Below are 19,231 nucleotides of genomic sequence, written 5' to 3'. Positions count from 1 at the left end.
TTTCCCCTGTACAGAGCCAAATCCTCTGATCGAATCGGGAGCGTTCCCAAAACCGGTCGGTGCGGATCCCGGCGAGTGGGGGGCAATTCGTCACCTGGGCACAGTGGTGGGCTGGGCCGGGTTTCGTTGGATCGAGGGTTCGTGGTTCTGCGGCGGGTTCGTGGTCGTGGTGGGCGCCGCGGGCACCGTGACTATGGAGGTGGTGACGATCGGGTCCGGGGTCACGGGCGTGTCGGGTCGGAACGCGACGGTGAAGACCGCGAGCAGGAAGGTGACCACGGTCAGGGCGATGACCGCGTAGAACGTGTATTCCGCCCGGTGGTTCAGCCGGGTGACCAGGTGACGCACCTCGTGCACCGTCTTGTGCAGGTCCGCGACTTCGCGCGCCGGCAAGGAAGATCCCTGCGAACCCACGGCATTCGGCGCGGCCACGGGCGCGGGCTCGGGGGTCGGCGGTGGCTGCGGGATCTGCTGTGTCGGCTGATATGCGGGCATCGGATCGGAATACCCGAGACCGTAGCCGGACTGAACCGGCTGGGGCACAGGCACCTGAACCGGGGGAGCGGGCGCCACAGGCTGAGTGACCACAGGGGACACGTCGAGCAGCTTCGCGATTCGAGTGGTGCGGTCGTCCTCCTGCTGGAACCGTTGCAGGAGCGCGTTTCGGTAGCGCTCCGGCGCTGCGGCGAAGTACGTCTCAATCAGCTGGTCGGCCGCGCGCGAGTACCGGCTGTCCGGGGTGTCGCCGTCCCACCTGATCCGCACGCGCTCGGTCTCACCGGATGAGGGGAAATCCGGTATGCACCACAACCGGGGCGATCCCGAGTGGTTGGGGTAGGCCTCCGGGGACGTGTCGGTGTGCTCGTAGGTGGAGAACGTCCACGCGAACCGCTCGTAGGGAGTGGCGAAGATCGGGCGCAGGATCTCCCGGACCAGCGTCAACAGCCGGAGCGTGTCCTGCTCGCCGACGACGGTGAAGCAGCGGTCGGGCTCGGCGAGCATGCCGGCCACCAGGCTGTGGATGAGCCGGGGGTTGTCCTCCTCGGCCGTGCCGAGCACCTCGCGCTGCCACGCGGACCGCAGCTCCTTCCAGTCCGGGGTCTGCACCTCCTGGAACGTCTGGTTCTCGGCCCGCAGCCAGCCGTGCCACTTGGGCACGTACATCGCCCACTCGGCCAGGTCCGGCGCGGCGCCGACGATGGCGTGCGAGAAGTTGCGGCCGAGGTCGCCCGCGTTGAACCGGGCCAGCAGCGCGGCCCGGCCGCCGGGGAACTCGAAGTAGGAGAAGGCCTCGCGCGGGGTGCGGTACTGGTTGCCCTGGTAGGTGGGCGTGAGCCGGTTGAACGGGCGCAGCCGCGCGTCCCACCGCTGGGCCTCGTGGTCGGACAGCTCCAGGGTGGTGGCGATCGGCTGGACGCCGTTCTTCAGGCCGAACAGGATCTGCCCGAACGGCAGCACGTCGTGCATCTGCGTGGTCATCTGCCCACCAGTCCGGCGTCGGGCCCGACCGGCAGCCCGGCCATGGCGAACAGGGCGAGCAGCGGCGCCAGCACGCGCATCGGCCGCATGCCTGCCGGGAACGTGTTCTCCGAGACGGCGCCGCCGGTGGCGGACACGAAGTGCATGGTGCAGCGGCGGAAGTGGTGGTAGAGCTCCATCATGTCCGCCGCCCGGTTGCCGTGGAACAACGCGTACACGTCCCTGGTCTCGCTGAGCAGGTCGGTGGCCGACAGGCCGCCGCCGGGGTCGTGGCGCAGCCAGCGGTCGGCCGGGCTGACGTAGCGCAGGCGGTCCGACTTGGTCACCGCCACCGCGCACGGCAGGTCGACGCCGCCGCCGCGCAGCCGGTTCTTGGCCTCCTGCACGTACTCGTTGGTGGCGTTGGCGCCCAACGGGTTGGCCAGCGAGCCGTCGAACGCCAGGTCCTGCTGCTCGGCCGCCGAGTGCAGCACGTGCGCGGCGTCCTCGACGAACAGCACCGCGCCCGCGTTGACCAGGAACCGGGTGCTGCGGCTGTTGTACACCTGGTTGCGGTAGTCCTCGCCCGCGATGTCGAAGAACACCAGCGGCCGTTTCACCCCACCGCACTCCAGCACCAGCCACTGCAGGTACGTGCCGAGGTCGTTGCGGGTACCGGCGAGCCGGGTGCCGTGCTCGAACGGGTCGAGGAAGTCGCGCCGGAAGGTGTTGTTCTGGTGGACGTCCAGGGCCTTCGCGCGCAGTCCGCTCCCGGCGGAGCCGTTGAGCAGCTCCCGGATCATCGCCACCACGAGGTGGGTCTTGCCCGAGCGCGGTCTGCCGATCAGCGCGATCACCAGCGGGTCGGGGTAGTCGGCGTAGCCCACCGGCAGGTAGTGGTTGGGCGAGTCCGGGTCGGAGGTGTTGGGGCAGCGGATGTACCAGAGCCTGCGCACGTCCGCGAGCACGTCCGGGTTGCTGAACTCGGTCTGCTCCACCGGCTTGTACCGGCCCTCGCGGGAGTCGTACTCCAGCGGCTCGGTCTCGTCCCACGGGAACCGGTCGAGGCAGATCGGACAGGTGACCACGCGGGCGGCGGTCTCGGGGGGCGCGGCCATCACTTGCCTCCGATGAGGATCAGCAGGACCGCCACCGCGATCGCGAACACCGCCAGGGAGACGGCGATGACGACCCGGGCGGTCCGGTTGTCGGGCGGTGCGGGCGGCTCCGGCGGGGGCGGCGGCTGCTCGACCGGCTGCTTGCGCGCGTGGGCCAGGTCGAACGCGGCCCGACCGTCCAGAATGGACTGCGGCACCGCCGGACGCCGCGCCGACTGGCCCAACCGCTCCACCACGTCGCGCGGGTCCGGCCGCTCGCCCTCCCGGTGGAACACGTCGGCCAACGGGCGCAGCGCGGACAGGCCCGCGAGGTCGGGCCGGTCGGACTGGGCGCGGGTGCCGGTGTACACCTCGTAGAGCACCTTGCCCGCGTCGAGCACGTCCTGCTGGCCGCTGACGAACCCGCGCCGGTCCGGCCGCGGCTCGTCGAACAACGCCGAGTGCTCGAACACCACCACCTGGACCGCGGTGCCCTCCACGTACAGGGCGTCCAGGTCCAGCCGTTCCAGGCTCACACCCACCGCGGTGGCGTGCGCGACCGCGTCGAACAGGCCCGCGGTGAAGGCGGTGCGGTCGAGCAGGCCGCCGACCACGGCGCGGGCGGGCTTGCCCCGGTACTCGGCCACCAGCGCCCACGGATCGGCGCTGTCCATGTCGTAGCCGACCAGGCGCGGGAACGGGACCGGGTCGTCCGGGAAGGCGTGGGTGAGCCGGGCCAGCGCGCGGATCTCGTTGTCCAGCAGGGCGCGGGCCCGGTCGGTGGTCGCGCCGCGCGGGGTGCGCTGCACGTAGACGAGCCCGTCCGCGGTGCGCACCCGGTGGCTGCGCAGGCCGGAGCCGGGGTGCTCCAGCGCGGTGTCGACCTTCACCTCCCAGGTGAGGGTGTGGCCGGTCGGGGCCCGGCCGACCAGCTTGATCAGTCCCGACATGCCGGTCACGGGGCGCTCCCTCCTGTGGCGCCCTCGGCGCCTGCCTCGGTGTGCGTGGGGTGCCGGTGCGTGACGCGCCCGGGGACCAGCGGCATCAGCCGGAGCACGCCGGTCAGGTCGGCCCCGGTGGTGATCACGTCGACGCCGCTGCCCGGACCCAGCACGATGTCCTGCACCAGGCGCGGCGCGAACCGCAGCACCCGGGTTCGGGACCAGTCGAGGTTGATCGAGCGGGTGTCGCCGGTGCGGCACAGCTGCACCAGCTCCTCGCGGCCGTCGCCGCGCAGCACCCGGCGGCCCGCCTCGGAGCGCTGCCACAGCGAGCGGCTGAGCCGCTCCCGGCCGCCTTCGTCGTCGACCATCGGTGGCCGCGCGTGCACGCCGTGCGTGTCCAGGAAGCCGTGGTACGCGGTCAGGTCCCGGCTGGCGTTGGCGACCAGGTTGTCGGTGTCGGTGTCGAGCAGCGTGTCGCCGCCGATGTCGGTCAGGTAGTCCCGCAACGCGTGCCGGACCAGCGACACCAGGTCCGCGCGCAGCACCGCGGACAGTTCGGTGGCCGAGCCGTGCCTGCGCGGGGCGTCGCCCGCCCGGTCGTGGTAGAGGTCGGCCAGGTCGGCGGTGCCGGAGGCGAGCAGCAGGCAGGCGGCGGACAGCCGCCGGGTGTGGTGCAGGCCGCGCACGTGGCCGAGCACCCGGACGTCCACTATGGACTCGGCGCGGGTCACCGCCTGCCGGACCGCCGCCGGGCGCAGCTCGCTCACCCAGCGGGCCAGCACCGTCCGCCAGGCCAGCGGCACCGCGCCGAGCGCGAGCACCAGGCACACGGCCGCGAGCACGGCGGCGGCCGCGGGCGGCAGCGGGGACGCGGGCAGCAGCGTCGCCACGATCGTCCCGGCCGCCGCTGTCGCCGCCGCGGCGCCCAACGCCGACGCCGCCTCCGGTCTGCGTCCGGCCTTGTCCGGCAGGCGCACGGCCATCAACGCCAGCATCGCCAGCCACACGCCGGTCAGCACGCTGCTCGCGATCACGCTGCCGGTCAGCCAGCCCACCGCCGTCGTGGTCAGCGCCGCCGCCACGATCAACGGTATGGCGGGCAGGTCCCACAGCCGGGGCGGCGTGGGCGAGCGCAGCGACCGCAACCCCTGGCGGAGCCCGGAAAGCTCGGCGCGGGCCGTCTCACCGCTCTCGGGCACGCTCTCGTTGGACATCTGGCGCAGCCGCACCGACAGGTCACGCAGCGACCGCCCCGCGCGCAGCTCGTCGCCCAGCAGGTTGTCCAGGCCGGTGGCGATCGCGTGGTGCGCGGGCGGGTCGGCGGGTGGCACGCCCAACGCGACCAGCTGCGCCGACACGTCCCCGCCCCCGGCCTGCCGGTCGATCAACGCGAGCGCGTCGTCGGCCTGCGCGGCGTGCTCCTCGAACGCCCGCAGCGCCGGTCCCGGGTCGACGCGGGGGCCGCGCAGCAGCCCGAGCAGACCGGGGGCCATCATCGCCGCGGTCATCAACGACTCGGCCGCGTACCGGGCCCGTTGAGCGCTCATCGCCAGCGGGGAACCCGACACGACCGTGTCCCTGCCCGTCTCCGGGGCGGTGTTCCCGCGCGCGGACGCGGGCGGCGCGGGCCACGCGCGGTCGGTCAGGCTGTGGTCGACCAGCTCGGACAACGCCGTCGCGCGCAACGCCCGTAACTCCTCGGAACCCACCGACGGATGCACCACCTCCACCCCCGGGCTCACCGTCTGGTGCGGCACTTCCCGCACCGCCGCGCAGACCGCGTCGAACACCTCCGCCGCGCGCAACGCGGCCAGCAGGTCGTCCAGGCCGGGCGGCCCGTCGGTGACCGGACGCGGCCGGTCCGACCCGCCCGCCCAGCGGCTGCCCCACTCGTCGCCCACCCACACCGTCACCGCGTCCTGGCCCAGCGCCGCGGACTGCTCCAGCCGGGTGCCGCCGTCCGCGGCCAGCGGGCCGACCGCCACGCACACCACCGCGCCGACGTGGCCGAGCGACACCAGCCGCTGGTAGCGCTCGTGGTTGGCCAGCAGCGTGGCGGTGTTGTCCACCACCACGACTCGGCCCGCCAGGCCCGCCCGGTGCGCGGTGTCCCGGTTCAACCGGTCCAGGAAGGACAGGTCCTGGCCCGGCTCGCGGATGTCCAGCACCCGCACCGTGCCCGCCCCGCCCGATCCGCCGTACCGGTTCATCGCAGCGCCCACTCGTAGAGCTCCTCCAGGTTCTCCTGGTGGGCGTCCTCGGCGCCGCGGAAGCGCAGCTGCAGCGCGTCCCGGAAGGTCACCGTCCAGAACTCGTGCACCGCCTCCAGCTTGCGGCGGCCGGACGCCTTGTTCTCGGCCAGCAGCTTCGAGGTCTCCTCCACCTGGTGCGCGGCGAGATCCATCAGCGCGCGGAACACCGGCGCGGGCGGCGTCAGGTCGCCGCTGAGCCCGTTGGGCCGGGTGTCCATCAGCCGGTCGCCGAAGTCCTGCCGGATCTGCTCGCTGTCGGCCAGCACCCACCGCTCGTACTCGGAGATCAGGCTGGCCCAGCTGGACAGCCTGCCGTAGGCGACCAGGTCCAGCCGCATGCTGATCTCGGAGTCGCCGAGATAGACGTTGACCGCCTTGGGCGCGACCAGGTCGCCGGAGCACTCCAGGTAGCCGTTCCAGGCCGCGCACAGGATGTGGTGCAGGATCCGGGTCCGGTCCTCCTGGCTGGTGGCCAGGTAGCCGAACCGGTAGCCGGTGCGCTGCCGCCACTGTAGGAAGTCGTTCTTGCGGTTGTCGGCCACCGCGTCCGCCCAGTGCGCCAGGATCCGCCGCACCTCCGGCACCTCGGTGATGCCCATCGAGGACCGGAACAGCACCACCGCGATCGACTCGGCGTCGATCGGCCGGAACTCCGGGATGGTGTCCACGTCGCGCGGCAGGTTCACCTCCTGCCGCAGGAACTTCTCCAGTTCCGCGTCCCGCTTGCCCGCGGGCGACGGGTAGGACAGCAGGATCTTCAACCGGCCCCGGCCCGCGGGCGCGAACCCGCCGGGCACCAGGCCAGCCAGCTTCTCCCGGAACTGGGCCAGGTCGTCGTCGTTGACCGAGCCCCGGGTGCCGGTGCGGCCCGCGGCCGCGGCCAGCAGATCGTGCAGGCTCGCCAGCAGCGGCTGGTTCATGTCGTCGGTGTACCGGAACAGCCGCATGACCTCGGTCTTGACCAGCCCGCGCACCACGGCCACCGCGCGGCCGGGGCCCTCCACCACGCCGTGCTCCTGGAACTCGGCGAACGCGGCGTTCCAGCCGTTCACGCCGATGATCGCGTCGACCACCTGGGCGGGGGTCGCGGTGGCGTGCAACCGGTTCTGGTCGGCGTAGACCGACACCAGCCTGCGGAACACCGCGCTGTAGAAGGAGGGCAGCTGACCCTGCCGCGGCAGCAGGTAGGACACACCGACGCGGGGCTCGTAGAGCGCCTTGGAACGGCGGGTGAACCGGGCGTCCTCGGTGCGCGCGTGCTCCCGGAACCCCTCCAGCAGCGCCACGATCTCCTTCTCCACCGTGCGCAGCTTGCGGTCCCAGCGCGGCGCCTGTTCGTTCCACGCCGCGTGCCAGGCCCGCTGCGCGCGCCACGCGTACCACTCGTCCTGGCGGCGTACCGACGCGCGCACCACCGGGTCGGAGAAGCGGATCTTCTTGTACCACTTGGTCTTCCGCACGTCCGGCGCCGGACCGCCCACGGTCACGCCGGGCGGCGCGGCGGGCTCGCCGCGCCTGCTCTCCACCAGCTTCACGAACCCGGTGTTGCTGACCGGGTCGCTCAGGCCCGACTCGCCCATGAACACCCGGCCCAGCCGGAACACGCCGAGCTCGCCGATCATCATGGCGATCGCGCGCATCGGGTTGAACTGACCGGCCAGGTCCGGCACCGACCGGGCCAGCTCCTGCTCCTGGGTGGCCAGGCTGGCCTCCATGGTGCGCTTGCGGGTGTTGAGCATCGCCAGGATCGCGTCGCCGCCGTCCACCGCGTTCGGCGAGTTGATCGGCAGCGGCGCGCGCTGCAGCAGCGGGTCGATGTTGGCGTCCTGGAACGCGCGGAACACCAGCTCGCGGTTGTTCTCCCCGGCCATGCCGGTCGGGTTGGCCATCTCGGTGACCGCGTCCGCGAGCAGCCGGGAGCTGACGATGTCGGCCAGGTCCTCCACCGGCACGGTCATGGACGCGACCGCGCTGGTGGACACGCCGCGCTTGCCGATGCCGGTCGCCGCGGGCACGCCGCGGGTGCTGGCGCTGTTGATGAAACTGTCGGCGAACGACTGGAAGTTGCGGTCCAGGTAGACCCCGGACTCGGTCTCCGCGGGCATGTCCGTGCCGATCAGCGACAGCAGCAGCGACACCACCGAGCGGTGCAGGTCGTCGCGGTGCATGCCCGCGGACAGGCTGAACAGGAACGCCGTCTGCACGGTGGACGCGCGCAGCCGGATCTCCGCGCCGCTCGGGTAGCGCACCGACAGCGCGCCGTCGATGCCGCGCCGGTCCAGCGCCGTACCGGCCACCTGCGAGTTCTGGTCGTCCACCAGCCGGAACAGGTCCAGCAGCGCGCGCGCCGCGTTCAGCTCCGCGGCCCGTCCGCCGCCGAGCCCGTCCTGGAACGCCGAGGGCATCAGCACCAGCGGGAAGATCCGCGCCTTGTAGCCCTGGTCGTTGAGCACGTCGCCGACCAGGTGCAGGTAGTCGAAGAACAGGCCCGCGCCGGTGCCGCCCGCCACCGAGAACGCCACGAACACGTCCACCGAGTCGCGCAGCCGCCCGCCGAGCTGGGCCAGCTGGCCGCCCGAGTTGCTGATGCTGCCGACCGCCTTGAACAGCGAGTCCCGCGCCGGGGCCAGCCCGCCGCGGAAGGTCTCGAACAGCGCCGCCCGGCCCACCGTGGGCAGCTGCCCCGCGCCCTTGGCCAGCGGGCCCACCCGCGGCTCGTCCTGCGCGGGCGGGATCCACTCCTCCACCACCGGCGCCGCGCTCAGCCGCAGGCTGCGCGCCACCTCCGGGTAGGTGTCGTAGGGCGGGACCAGCTCGCGCACCATCGTGTAGGTGCGCTCGGCCGCGGGGAGGTACGCCCGGTCCGGCACGACCCGGCTCTCCACGTGGCCGAACTCGTCCTCGGCGAGGTCGGCGTACACGAACTGCAGGCAGCCAGGCAGCTGGTAGGGCAGCATCGACTCGCCCGGCATGCGGTCGCGCAGCGCGGCACCGTCCGGCCCGCACAGCTCCTCGCGGAGCCTGCGCTCCAGCTCGGCGCCGATGCGGCACCCGGTGCCGCCGAGACCGACGAAGAGCATCGGCTGATAGATCTGCATGGTCATCCTCCTGCCGGCGAACGCCCCACCGGCGGTGTCCGGGGTTTACAGGTACGGGTCGGACCGGCGCGGTCTCGGCGGCGGCGGACCGGCCGCCTCGTCCCACGACCCGTGGTCGCGCTGGTTGGGGAAGTGCGCGGTGGGCTCCCCGGCGGGCGGGGTGTCGAACTGGTCCGGCCGGTCGTAACCGGCGTACGGGTCGTCCGGCGGCGGCTCGGCCGGGGCGTAGTCCGGGTCCATGGTGACCACCACGGACAGCCCCTCGCCCACCTCCACCGGCTCGTCGAGCTGGGTGCTCACCGTCTCGCCGAAGGGCGTGCGCAGCCGCAGCCCGGCCCGCGAGCGGGTGAGCACGTACGCGGCCGGGTCGCCCGCGGTGGCCAGGTCCAGCCGCGGCACCGGGCCGTGACCGTCCACCGTGAACCGGAACTCCTTGGCCTGGCGCTCCTCGGTGGGCAGGTACACCCGGTGCTCGCCGCGCACCACGTGCACCCGCAGCCCGCGCACCTCCTGCGAACGCCTGCGCAGCACCAGCCACAGCGCCGCGGTGATGCCCGCGATGCCGAGCAGGGTCACCAGGATCGTGGTCAGCCACGGGAACGGCGGCGGCGGGTAGGCCACCTGGATGGTGAACGGCTTCTCGTGCACCACCGTGCTCGGGTTCGCGTCGTTCACGATCCGCACCACGCCGGTGAGGTAGCCCTCAGGGGTGTTCGCGCCGATGACCAGCGGGACGGTGAAGGTGCTCTGCCCCGGGTCGACGTCGTGCACCGCGTCCGCCGCCGGGATGGTCACCTGGGCGCCGCCTGCCGCGTTCACCTCCACCCGCAGACGCTTCCGCTGCCCGGTGTTGTTCGACACCGACACCGTGGCGTCCTGCGACCGTCCCGGCGCGACTGCCTCGCCCAGCCGCGGCAGCGTGGCCGTGGCCAGCAGCTTCGGCAGCTCCGGGGAGACCTCGACGGTCGCCACCGCGTCCGCCGCGCTGATCCCCAGGCCGGTCACCCGGCCGCGGAAGGTCATCACGCCGGTCACGTCGTCGGGCAGCGTCATCCGGCCGGTGTAGGTGCCGTCCGGGGCCGCGTCCGGGTCCTGGCCGTCGTCACGCAGCGGGATCTCCTGCGCGGGCAGGGACTTCCCGCTCGCCTCCGCGGTGAAGCTCAGGCCGCGCAACAGGTCCGGCTGGGCGATCGGCTTGCCGCCGCGCAGCAGCGCCTGCACCGACACCGTCACCGGCTGCCCCTTCGCGGGCGCGCGCGGGTCCACCAGGATGGTCGCCTGCGCGGCGCCCAGCCAGGTCACCGTGGTCAGCACCTCCTGCTGCGGCACCTCCGGCGGCGAGGTCGCGCGCACCGTCCAGGTGCCCGGCGTCGGATCGGTGATGCGCAGCACCTCGACGCCGCCGTTCTCGCCGCTCACCTCGAACCTGCCGCTGGGCAGCGAACCCGTCTTCGGCACCGGGGCACCGGTCGGGTCCAGGTAGTCCACGCGGACACGGCCATCCTGCTTCACGACGGTGATCGCGCCATCGGTCGCTATGGCCGGGATGCTGACCTGGGTCTCCACCGTCGACCCAGGCGACAGCGGCTGCACCACGATCGGCCCCTGGCCCGCGCACCGGGCGTTGGCGTAGGACTCCAGCATCGCCCGGCCCACGTCCGCCGAACCGGCCACGATCTTCGCGCTCGGCTTGGGCACGGTCGGCCCGCACGAGCCCTGGTAGCCGCCCTCGGCGAAGGCGCGCAACGCCGCCTCGTCGACCTTGCCGAACCCGAGCGGCCACACCTGCACCCCGCGCTGCCGGGCGGTGGCCAGCGAGGTCCGGATCACCTCCTGCGCGGCGGCGGTGATCTGCGCGGTGGTCTTGCCGGTGCCGTACTGCTGGCTGCCGGTGACGTCCAGCACGCCGTCGGTCAGCAGGAACACCAGCTTCGGCCCGTCGTCCGGCGAGCCCTGCCCGAGGTAGCCGAGCGCGGCGGCGAGCGCCTGCGCGTGGTCGGTGCCGTTGCCCTCGCCGTCGCTCCGCTTGCGCAGCCCGCCGACGCACTCGGCGAGGTGCTCGCGCTCGGCCGGACCGGTCACCACCACCTGCGGGCACACCGCGTCCACCGGCGACCGGGTGCCGTTGTCGCTGGCGAAGCCGACCACCGAGACGGTCGACCTGGTGGAGAACTCGCCTTGGGCGATGAGCCGCGCGGCGTTCTGCTCCCGGACCATGTCGTCCGCGCCGATACTGCCGGACTCGTCGACCAGAATGACGATCTGAGCAGGCTTCACTTCTATGTCCTGATTTTGTCCAGCGGCGGCGGAAGCTGTCGAGAAATCCGCGCGCGCGGGTTCGCCCGAATGGACCAGTAACGCCCCGACCATTGTGGACGCGGCCAGCGCCGCGGCTACCATCCGTGTACCGATCACTCGTTTGGCCTTGTGTTCCAAGGCGTCCTCCACCCACGCACGCGCATCCGGCTCGACCGGTCTAAACGCCTAGTCGGACGCTCCCCGACAGTCGTTACTCGTTTTCGCACCGACTCGGCAACCACCCGCATGGGTGGTCGGATTACCGCGAGCGGTATCCGGCGCCGATGCCGGATCGTGACACTGTGTACCGCCTGGCCGATGCAACACCATATATATAAGCGTCGATAGGAACCCCATGGCAACCTTTTCGTCGCGGCTGCCGACAGATATCCGAGCCATTCTCGCGACCGCGGCAGGTGACCAATTCGTGGTCGGTGGCGCCGACGGGACGCTGCGGCTGTACGAGACAAATTCCGGACAGCCCAAGGACTCCACGGACGCGCACCAGGGCGGGACGCTCGCACTGGCCGGTTCGGGTGAGACGGTCGTCAGCGCGGGCGCGGATGGTCGGGTCCGATCGTGGACCGTCCGCGCGGGCCTGCTCAGCCCCGTCACGCAGCTGTCGTTCCTGCCCTCCGGCCGCGCCGTCCGCGGTATCGCGTTGACCCAGGGGTGGGTCGCGAGCATCGGCGACGACGGGCGGCTGCGCGTGATGAGCCAGGAGTGGCAGCGGGTGGCCGACATCGACGCCGAGCTGCACGCGGTGGTCGCGGTGGACGGGCGTTCGCTGGCGCGGGCGTGCTCGGCGACGCGGCGACCGCCGCGCTCCGGTCGGTCCGGTCGGTCCACAGGGGACTGCGGTGGCGCTGGTGGCGGCGCGCCCTGGTCGGCCTGGTCACGGCCGGGGTCGGGGTGCTCGGGTTCCGGTTCCTCCGGGCCCAGCTGGGCGACGTGCTGCCGTGGGTGGTCACCGCGGTGTCGGCGGCCGCGTCCGTGGTGGTGACCGCGGTGACCTGAACCACCAGGCGACGGTCGCGGCGATGAAGCCGGTGGCCAGGTCGAGCAGGGGCGGGGCGGCGTCGTAGGCGGTGAGTTGGTCGCCGTGCGGGAGGCGGTGCAGGTGGGCGCGTCGTAGTCGGGTGGCTATCTCCTGGGAGGCGTGCGGGTGGGCGGTGGTGTCGTCGTGGCTGGTGACCACGAGGGTGGGTTGCCTTACCGAGGACAGGAGCGGCGCGCAGTCGGTGGTCATGACCGCGCCGTGGAGCCTGCCGTAGCGGTGGAGCAGTTCGGGCGTGGCGTACGGGTAGTAGAGGTGGTGTGCGATGTCCGGGCGGAGAGTGTCCACGGTCGTGACGAAGTCCCGTTGAACCGCCACCGCCCGTTCGCGGTTCTGCCCCGCCATCGACAACAACGCCACCAGCTCCCGCTGACGCTCGGTCCGCGGTGTCGCATAGCCCAGGTGGTAATCGCCGTGCCACAGGCTCAACGAACCGACCCGCGTCGACGCCGCCGCCCCGGCCAACGCGATCGCCGCCCCGCCGCACAGCCCGAGGACATGCGCGTCCCGCAGGTCGAACCAGTCCAGCACCGCCACCAGGTCGGCCGCCTGCGCGCCCAGGTCGTGCTCGAAATCCAGGCGCAGCCCGGACCCGAACATCCCCCGGCTCTCCCAGGTGACCACCCGGTACCGCCGCGCCAACTGCCGCACCCAGCGCGATACCAGCCCCACCGGCATCCCGCACGCGTTCACCAACGCCACCGCGGGCGCGCCCACGGGACCTTCGACGTAGCAACGCAACGGTGCTCCGTCCACGGCCTGCACGGTTATCGGTCTCGGCAGCAGCGTCAGCACGGCGTCGAACGCCCCCAACGGCAGCGGCGCGGTCAAGGGTGCCCGAGCCAGCCGCCGGGTGATCACCGTCTCGGCGACCCCCAGCTCCGCCGCGGGCACGACATGCACGCTCGGCACCCCCAGCAGCGCGGTCATCTCGTCCAGCACCGGCTGTGCCCGCTCGTCCAGCACCACCCGCACCGAGTCGCCCAACGCTCCCAACAACGGCGCCACATCGGCCACCGCCGTCGCGATCCGCGCGGCCACCTCACTCACCTCGGCCATCACCACGACAGCGAAACTACCGACCCCGCGGCACTCCTCGAACCCGCCGAACCGGCACATCCACGTCCTGGCGCACCTCCGGTGGCCCGCCCGGGGCATCGGCCGCGCAGCAGACGCGTCGATACCCCGGGACGAGCCACCGGCCGACCCGCCGCACCGTGGCCACCCGGGCGTGGGTGGCCACGGTCAGGGGCGGCGGGCGGGGACCGGGGTGGTCGGGTCGTGCCGGTCGAGCTTTCCGTTGCGGGTCAGCGGGAGTGCCTCGATCGGGACGTACTCGGCCGGGTGCAGGTGGCGGGGGAGCGCGGCCTCGACCCGCTCGGCGATCTCCCGGCGTAATCGGTGCCACCGCACCGCGTCGGTCGGGGTCTCCGGGAACGGGACCAGGTAGGCGATCAGGCGGATGTCGCCGTCGCCGTGGTCGCGGGTGGTCACCAGGCCTGCCATGACGCCGGGATGGGCGGCCAGGATCGACTCGACCTCGGCGGGCTCGACGCGGAAGCCGCGCACGGTCAGCTGGTCGTCGAGGCGGCCAAGGTAGGCGTACTCGCGGTCGGGCAGGCGGCGGACGCGGTCGCCGGTGCGGTAGGCGCGTTCGCCGGTGGGCAGGCGGATGAAGCGTTGCGCGGTAAGGGCCTGCCGGTTGTGGTAGTCGCGGGCGAGGCACGGCCCGCTGATGTACAGCTCGCCCTCGTCGGCGGGGTCGCCGTTGTCGTCCAGGACGTGGAACCGGGCGACCGGCAGCGGGACGCCGATCGGGCTCAGAGTCGGGGTGGCCAGGTCGGCCCGGGTGATGCGGCGGGCCGAGGCGTGCACGGTGACCTCGGTGATGCCGAACATGTTGACCACGAAGGGATCGGCGTCGCCGAAGCGCTCGAACCACGGCGCCAGCATGCCGACGTCCAGGCGCTCGCCGCCCAGCACCACGAGCCGCAGGGCGGGCAGCGGGACCGCGGCCGCGGTGGCGAACCGCCGGAACGCGGACGGGGTCTGGTTCAGCACGGTCACCCGCTCCTCGGCGACCAGCGCCGCGAACAGGGCCGGGGCGCGGGAAACCTCCTCGGGAACCACGACCAAGCGGCCGCCGTGCAGCAACGCGCCGAATATCTCCCACACCGAGAAATCGAACGTCGCCGAATGGAAGAGCGTCCACACATCGCGCTCGCTGAACCGGAACGGCCCGGCGGTCCGGTCGAACAGGCCGGTCACACTGCGGTGTTCGACCCGGACTCCGTTCGGCTGACCCGTTGACCCGGACGTGTGGATGACATAGGCGAGGTCACCGCCGCGCGCCTGCCTGGCCGGGACTTCCGGCCCTTGCCCCGGATCGTCGATGAGCACCCGCACCTGGTCGGCGTCCAACCGGCCCGCCGTCGCGCAGGTGGCCAGGACCACCGGCGCGCCGGAATCCTTGATGAGCCAACGCATTCGCTCGATCGGGGTGGTCGGCTCGACCGGCAGGTAGGCGGCGCCGGACTTGAGCACCCCGATGATGCCCACGACCAGGTCGATCCCGGCCTCGGCGAGCAGCGGCACGGCGGTGTCCCGGCCGACCCCGGTGCGGCGCAACGCGGCGGCGACCGCGTCCGCGCGCGCGTCGAGCTCCCGGTAGGTCACCTCGCCGCCGGGGTCGGTGACCGCGATCCGGTCCGGGTGGGCCGCGACCGCGGCGGCGAACCGGGCGGTCAGCGTCCCTCCGGGTGAACTCGCCTGTCCCGCAACGGTTCTCGGCGGGGGCACCGGCACCTCCAGCGGTGATCGGGACGCGGGGTGGGGCTGGCGGACCGGGTCCGCGCGGCGCGGGACCCGGCCATGGATCGACAGGAAGGCAGTCGTCAGGAACTCAGTCCTCGGGAAGGCAGTCCTCGATAGGCCTCCTGGGCCTCGGGTGTGCGGGATGCCGAGCCGTCCGACCGGTTTCCCCGGTGCCGGAACGACGTCGAGCGGCGTTCTGCCATGGTGCAATGGGTGTCGCTCTCCGTCAACCGCTGATCGCACTACGCTTTCGGGCGCGCTCGCGGGCCGCCGTGCGAAAGGAGCCGTGGACCCATGCTTAACCAGGTGCAGGAATTCGAGAGTTTCCGTTCCACCCAGCGCAGGCTGCCGGACCCGTTCCGCCGTACCGGGACCCCGCGCACGGTCGTGGTGATCCCCAGCATCACCCTCGACGACGCGGGCCTGGTGAAGATCCCCGGGGTGAGCCACTACGAGGAGCGGCTGCTGTTCACCCTGCAGTGGCTGCGCCACCCCGGTACCGAGATCGTCTACGTCACCAGCGAGGCCATCGCCCCCGAGGTGGTCGACTACGCGCTGGACCTGGTGCCCACCCTGCCGCGCGCGCACGCACGCAGGCGGCTGACCATGCTCGACTGCGCCAGCCGCGAGCCGGTCCCGCTCAGCGCCAAGATCCTGCGCAGGCCGGACCTGCTCGACCGGCTGCGCGCGGCCGTGCACGACCGCGACGACGCGGTGCTGGTGGCGTTCAACGGTTCGCCACTGGAGCGCACCCTCGCCGTCGAGCTCGGCATCCCGCTCTACGCCCCCGACCCGGACCAGTCCGTGCTCGGTTCCAAGACCGGCTCCCGACGGCTGTTCGCCGCCGCCGGGGTGCCGGTGGTGGAGGGCCTGGACGGCCTGCGCGACACCGACGACGTCGTCGCCGCGCTGGCCGAGCTGCGCGGCCGCGATCCCGCGCTGCGCGGCGCGATCGTCAAGCTCAACGAGAGTTTCGGCGCGGGCGGCAACGTGCTGTTCGAGTACGCGGGCGCCCCCGCCACCGGCCTGGTCGACTGGGTGCGCCGGGAGCTGCCCGGCCGCGCGGTGTTCGCGTCGCCACCGGACACCTGGGACAACTACCGAGGCCAGCTCGACACCATGGGCGGCGTGGTGGAACGGCATGTCGAGGCCGACGAGATCACCTCGCCGTCGGCGCAGATCCTGATGTCCCCGGACGGCACCGCCACCGTCTTCTCCACCCACGACCAGCTCCTGGAGGGCGAGCCAAGGCAGATCTTCGCGGGCTGCGCCTTCCCGGCCAGCGCCGCCTACCGCCTGGAGATCCAGGACCTGGCAGCCCAGGCCGGACAGGCCCTCGCCGCCCGCGGCATCGTCGGCATCTGCAGTGTCGACTTCGTCTCGGCCCGCACCGGCGACGACTGGCGCCACTACGCCCTGGAGATCAACCTCCGGATGGGCGGCGGCACGGCCCCGTTCTACCTGCTGCACGGCCTGGTGGAAGGCGGCTACGACCCCACGACCGGCCGGTACCTCGACCCGACCGGGGCTCCGCGCGGCTACGTCGCCACGGATCGCCTGTACCGCCCCGAATACCGCGCGCTGTCCCCCTCGGACGTCATCGACATCCTGATGGACTGCGGCCTGCACTACCGCCCCGGCCCACGCGCGGGCGCGGTCGCCTACATGCTGGGCGCCCTGGAGATCGGCCGCTTCGGCGTGGTGATGATCGACGCAGGCACCGCGGTCGCCGAGGCCAGGTACCGCACCTTCGTGGCGGCCCTGGACAACCGCGTCCGCGCCCTGCGCTGACCTGATCGAGATCCGGCTTTCCCGGCGTACCAACATGATCGACATGACTGCCTCCTGAGGCTCGACTGCTTCCGTTGTCAGTCTGGAGGGATCCGTCGATCCACGTCGAGCCGCTTCGACGAGCCTGTGGACAACTTCGGCGATTGTGGACAACTCGGCTGTGGACAACCGCCGACCCGAACGCGAAGGACCGGCTTGCCTTGTCGAGACAAGGCAAGCCGGTCCTGCACACGGGCACTGTCCTAGGGGAAGAGCGGACCGTTCGCGGCGCAGGTCGCGCGGGGCAACTTGCGGTCGAGCAGGTAGCCCTCGTACGCCGAGACGGCGCACTTCTGGTCCAACGCGGTGTGGCCGTAGGTGTCCACGGTCAGCAGACGCGAGTTGGGCATCAGACGGTGCAGGGCCTTGGCGCCGCTGATGGGCGTGTTCGGGTCGTGCGTGTTGCCGACGATCAGCATCGGGGACGCGGTCCAGGTCCACCACAGCCCGCGGAAGGCATTGGGCGCGGTGACCGGCCAACGCACGCAAGCCGAGCCGTCCCAGCTCCACAGTGGCCCGAACTCGCGCCCGGTGCGGCTGGCCCAGTCCACCGAGCGGGTGACCGCGTCCCGGTCGCCCGGGTTGACGCTGTCCGCGCAGGCGATGGCCGCGTTGGCCGGGGTCGCGCCGAACGTGTCCGGTTCGGGCGCCCCCGGGGCCGGGGTGTTCGGGGCCACATCCACGTCACCTGCGGAGATGGCCTGGTAGAGCTGCTCGATGCTGGCCATCATCTCCGGGTACTTGGCCGCGGTGGTCGACAGCTGCTGGAGCAGCGAGACCGCGAGCTGGTAGGTGAGCTGCCTGCCCTCGACCTCGATCGGCCCCTGCCGCAGCCGCGCCAGCACCGCGTCGTACTTCTGCCGGGCCGACCCGGCCGCCGCACACCGCGCGGGACCGACCCGGTCGCACTCGGCCAGCGCGCTGGTGATGGCCTCGCGGGTCGACTCGGCGCTGCCGACCCGCGCGCTGTACAGGTACTGCCGCTCGCGGCCGCCGGTCGTCCACGCCACCGGGTCGGCCACCCCGTCCACGATCATCGCGCGCACCCGGTTCGGGAACATGGCCGCGTAGGTGGCACCGAGCACGGACCCGTACGACGCGCCGTAGTAGTTCAGCCGGGCGTCCCCGACGGCCTGCCGCACCAGGTCCATGTCCTGCGCGACGTCCGCGGTGGACATGTACCTGAGCAGGTCGCCGCCATTGCGCGCGCACCGGTCGCGCAGGGACTGGTTGAACTCCTGCCACACCCGCGTCTCCTCGGCGGAGATCGGGAACGGCTGCTCAGGCCGCGGGGCCGCCGCGGGCTGCCCCGGTTTCGGATCGCAGTCGAGCGGCGTGCTGCCGCCGATGCCACGCGGGTCCATCGCGACGATGTCGTACCTGGCCCGGATGCGCTCGCCCAGCGCGGTGGCGAAGCTCCCGAGGTTCTCGGTCGCCGACAAGCCGGGCCCGCCCGGGTTGATGAACAGCGACCCGATCCGGTGCCGCTGGTCGCTCGCGGGTATCCGCGCCACCGCCAGGGTGATCTCGCGGCCGCGCGGGTCGCGGTGGTTCAACGGCACCTGGACCTGGGCGCACTGCTGTCCGCCGTCGGCCGGGCACGGTCTCCAGTCGAGCCCGCGCGCCTGGGCCTGCGCCGCGGCGACGCCGGGCAGCGCCCCCGCCGCGAACGTGGCCACGGCGAGCGCGGCCACGGTCCTCTTCCACATGTCTTCCCCTCTTCCTCGGGTGCGCCTCCGTTTCTAAGGGGTCGGGACCTCGCCGGGACTCCCACCAAGGTCTGGACCATTTGTCATCCCGTGGTCGCATGCGCGCCCACCCGGGGGTCCACAGTGGCCGATGGGGATACTGGTCGGGTGCCCGAGCGCTGCCCCTGTGGAACCGGCCTGCCCTACGACGACTGCTGCGGCCGCGCGCACGCGGGCACCCCGGCGCCCACCGCCGAGGCCCTGATGCGCTCCCGTTACAGCGCGTTCGCCCTCGGCGACGTCGACTACCTGCTGCGCAGCTGGCACCCGGACACCCGACCGGGGGAACTCGTGCTCGACCCCGACCAGCGCTGGGTCCGGCTGGAGATCGTCGAGACCACCGGCGGCGGCCTCCTGCACGCGAACGGCACGGTGGAGTTCAACGCCCACTACCGCCACAGTGCCCACGACGGCCACCGCGGGCACCCCGGCGTACTGCACGAACGCAGCCGGTTCACCCGCGATGGCGGTCGGTGGGTGTACCTGGACGGCCAGGTCGACTAGGAACTCGTCACGCTGTGTGACCGTTTCGCCCTTGACCCGCGCGGCACGAATGTTGTCCCTTGGTGAAGGAATCGCCCGCCAGGGGAGGCCGACCGCCCGGAGTCGGGTCAAGCTGTGGCCAAGCACACGGG

Annotated in this window: 12 protein-coding genes; 3 read left to right on the top strand and 9 right to left on the bottom strand. The window is 72.4% G+C overall.

Translation table 11 applies throughout. The features are described 5' to 3' along the window. Positions 1-90: 90 nt before the first annotated feature. The 6 genes from C503_RS0114595 to C503_RS0114570 are packed head-to-tail and all read right to left on the bottom strand — an operon-like array spanning position 91 to position 11,126. The gene (locus C503_RS0114595) at positions 91-1,479 is read right to left on the bottom strand and encodes a hypothetical protein (protein WP_026316315.1); all 1,389 of its coding nucleotides are present in this window, start codon (positions 1,477-1,479) and stop codon (positions 91-93) included. Further along, positions 1,476-2,576 (bottom strand): TRAFAC clade GTPase domain-containing protein, encoded by a 1,101-nt coding sequence (locus tag C503_RS0114590; protein ID WP_018682955.1) that lies wholly within the window; start codon positions 2,574-2,576, stop codon positions 1,476-1,478. The genes C503_RS0114595 and C503_RS0114590 overlap by 4 nt, the downstream gene beginning before the upstream one ends. Then, the gene (locus tag C503_RS0114585) at positions 2,576-3,514 is read right to left on the bottom strand and encodes a hypothetical protein (RefSeq protein WP_018682954.1); all 939 of its coding nucleotides are present in this window, start codon (positions 3,512-3,514) and stop codon (positions 2,576-2,578) included. The genes C503_RS0114590 and C503_RS0114585 overlap by 1 nt, the downstream gene beginning before the upstream one ends. Next, positions 3,511-5,721 carry an MFS transporter gene (locus tag C503_RS0114580; protein ID WP_018682953.1) on the bottom strand — a complete coding sequence of 737 codons (2,211 nt, stop codon included), beginning with the start codon at positions 5,719-5,721 and terminating at the stop codon, positions 3,511-3,513. The genes C503_RS0114585 and C503_RS0114580 overlap by 4 nt, the downstream gene beginning before the upstream one ends. Next, positions 5,706-8,849, bottom strand: coding sequence for a tubulin-like doman-containing protein (locus C503_RS0114575; protein ID WP_033400629.1), 3,144 nt, complete (start codon positions 8,847-8,849; stop codon positions 5,706-5,708). Before C503_RS0114575 ends, C503_RS0114580 begins: the two co-directional genes overlap by 16 nt. A gap of 45 nt (positions 8,850-8,894) precedes the next feature. Then, the gene (locus tag C503_RS0114570; protein ID WP_018682951.1) at positions 8,895-11,126 is read right to left on the bottom strand and encodes a VWA domain-containing protein; all 2,232 of its coding nucleotides are present in this window, start codon (positions 11,124-11,126) and stop codon (positions 8,895-8,897) included. A 376-nt stretch (positions 11,127-11,502) separates the two neighbouring features. On the opposite strand from C503_RS0114570, the gene C503_RS45925 reads away from it, so the two are divergent. Next, the gene (locus C503_RS45925) at positions 11,503-12,150 is read left to right on the top strand and encodes a WD40 repeat domain-containing protein (protein ID WP_156893217.1); all 648 of its coding nucleotides are present in this window, start codon (positions 11,503-11,505) and stop codon (positions 12,148-12,150) included. Here the strand turns inward: C503_RS45925 and C503_RS39370 are convergent. Together C503_RS39370 and C503_RS39365 are read right to left on the bottom strand one after the other, a co-directional pair. Further along, positions 12,115-13,263, bottom strand: coding sequence for an alpha/beta fold hydrolase (locus C503_RS39370; protein ID WP_211222393.1), 1,149 nt, complete (start codon positions 13,261-13,263; stop codon positions 12,115-12,117). The two genes, C503_RS45925 and C503_RS39370, sit on opposite strands and share 36 nt — an antisense overlap. 186 nt (positions 13,264-13,449) lie before the next feature. Continuing rightward, positions 13,450-15,003, bottom strand: a complete 1,554-nt coding sequence (locus C503_RS39365; RefSeq protein WP_018682948.1) for an amino acid adenylation domain-containing protein — start codon at positions 15,001-15,003, stop codon at positions 13,450-13,452. A 309-nt stretch (positions 15,004-15,312) separates the two neighbouring features. Here C503_RS39365 and C503_RS0114550 point away from each other — a divergent pair, with 309 nt between their 5' ends. Continuing rightward, on the top strand, positions 15,313-16,809 hold the full coding sequence (locus tag C503_RS0114550; protein WP_018682947.1) for a hypothetical protein: 1,497 nt from the start codon (positions 15,313-15,315) through the stop codon (positions 16,807-16,809). 242 nt (positions 16,810-17,051) lie between these two features. Here the strand turns inward: C503_RS0114550 and C503_RS0114545 are convergent, their stop codons facing one another. Further along, positions 17,052-18,557 carry an alpha/beta hydrolase gene (locus C503_RS0114545; protein WP_018682946.1) on the bottom strand — a complete coding sequence of 502 codons (1,506 nt, stop codon included), beginning with the start codon at positions 18,555-18,557 and terminating at the stop codon, positions 17,052-17,054. A 147-nt stretch (positions 18,558-18,704) separates the two neighbouring features. Here C503_RS0114545 and C503_RS0114540 point away from each other — a divergent pair, with 147 nt between their 5' ends. Further along, entirely contained in the window at positions 18,705-19,100 is a 396-nt protein-coding gene (locus tag C503_RS0114540) for a YchJ family protein (protein ID WP_018682945.1), read from the top strand. The last annotated feature ends 131 nt before the right edge of the window (positions 19,101-19,231 follow it).

Origin of the sequence: Actinokineospora enzanensis DSM 44649 (assembly GCF_000374445.1) — a bacterium.
Lineage (GTDB): Bacteria > Actinomycetota > Actinomycetes > Mycobacteriales > Pseudonocardiaceae > Actinokineospora > Actinokineospora enzanensis.
The sequence above is the reverse complement of the archived record's forward strand: the minus strand, read 5'-3'. Positions and strand labels throughout refer to the sequence as shown.

What these genes read in the sequence shown, in the direction of transcription:
- C503_RS39370 (WP_211222393.1), bottom strand. Translation starts at nt 13,263, where the DNA reads ATGGCCGAGGTGAGTGAGGTGGCCGCGCGGATCGCGACGGCGGTGGCC.
- C503_RS0114575 (WP_033400629.1), bottom strand. Translation starts at nt 8,849, where the DNA reads ATGCAGATCTATCAGCCGATGCTCTTCGTCGGTCTCGGCGGCACCGGG.
- C503_RS0114550 (WP_018682947.1), top strand. Translation starts at nt 15,313, where the DNA reads ATGCTTAACCAGGTGCAGGAATTCGAGAGTTTCCGTTCCACCCAGCGC.
- C503_RS45925 (WP_156893217.1), top strand. Translation starts at nt 11,503, where the DNA reads ATGGCAACCTTTTCGTCGCGGCTGCCGACAGATATCCGAGCCATTCTC.
- C503_RS0114545 (WP_018682946.1), bottom strand. Translation starts at nt 18,557, where the DNA reads ATGTGGAAGAGGACCGTGGCCGCGCTCGCCGTGGCCACGTTCGCGGCG.
- C503_RS0114595 (WP_026316315.1), bottom strand. Translation starts at nt 1,479, where the DNA reads ATGACCACGCAGATGCACGACGTGCTGCCGTTCGGGCAGATCCTGTTC.
- C503_RS0114590 (WP_018682955.1), bottom strand. Translation starts at nt 2,576, where the DNA reads ATGGCCGCGCCCCCCGAGACCGCCGCCCGCGTGGTCACCTGTCCGATC.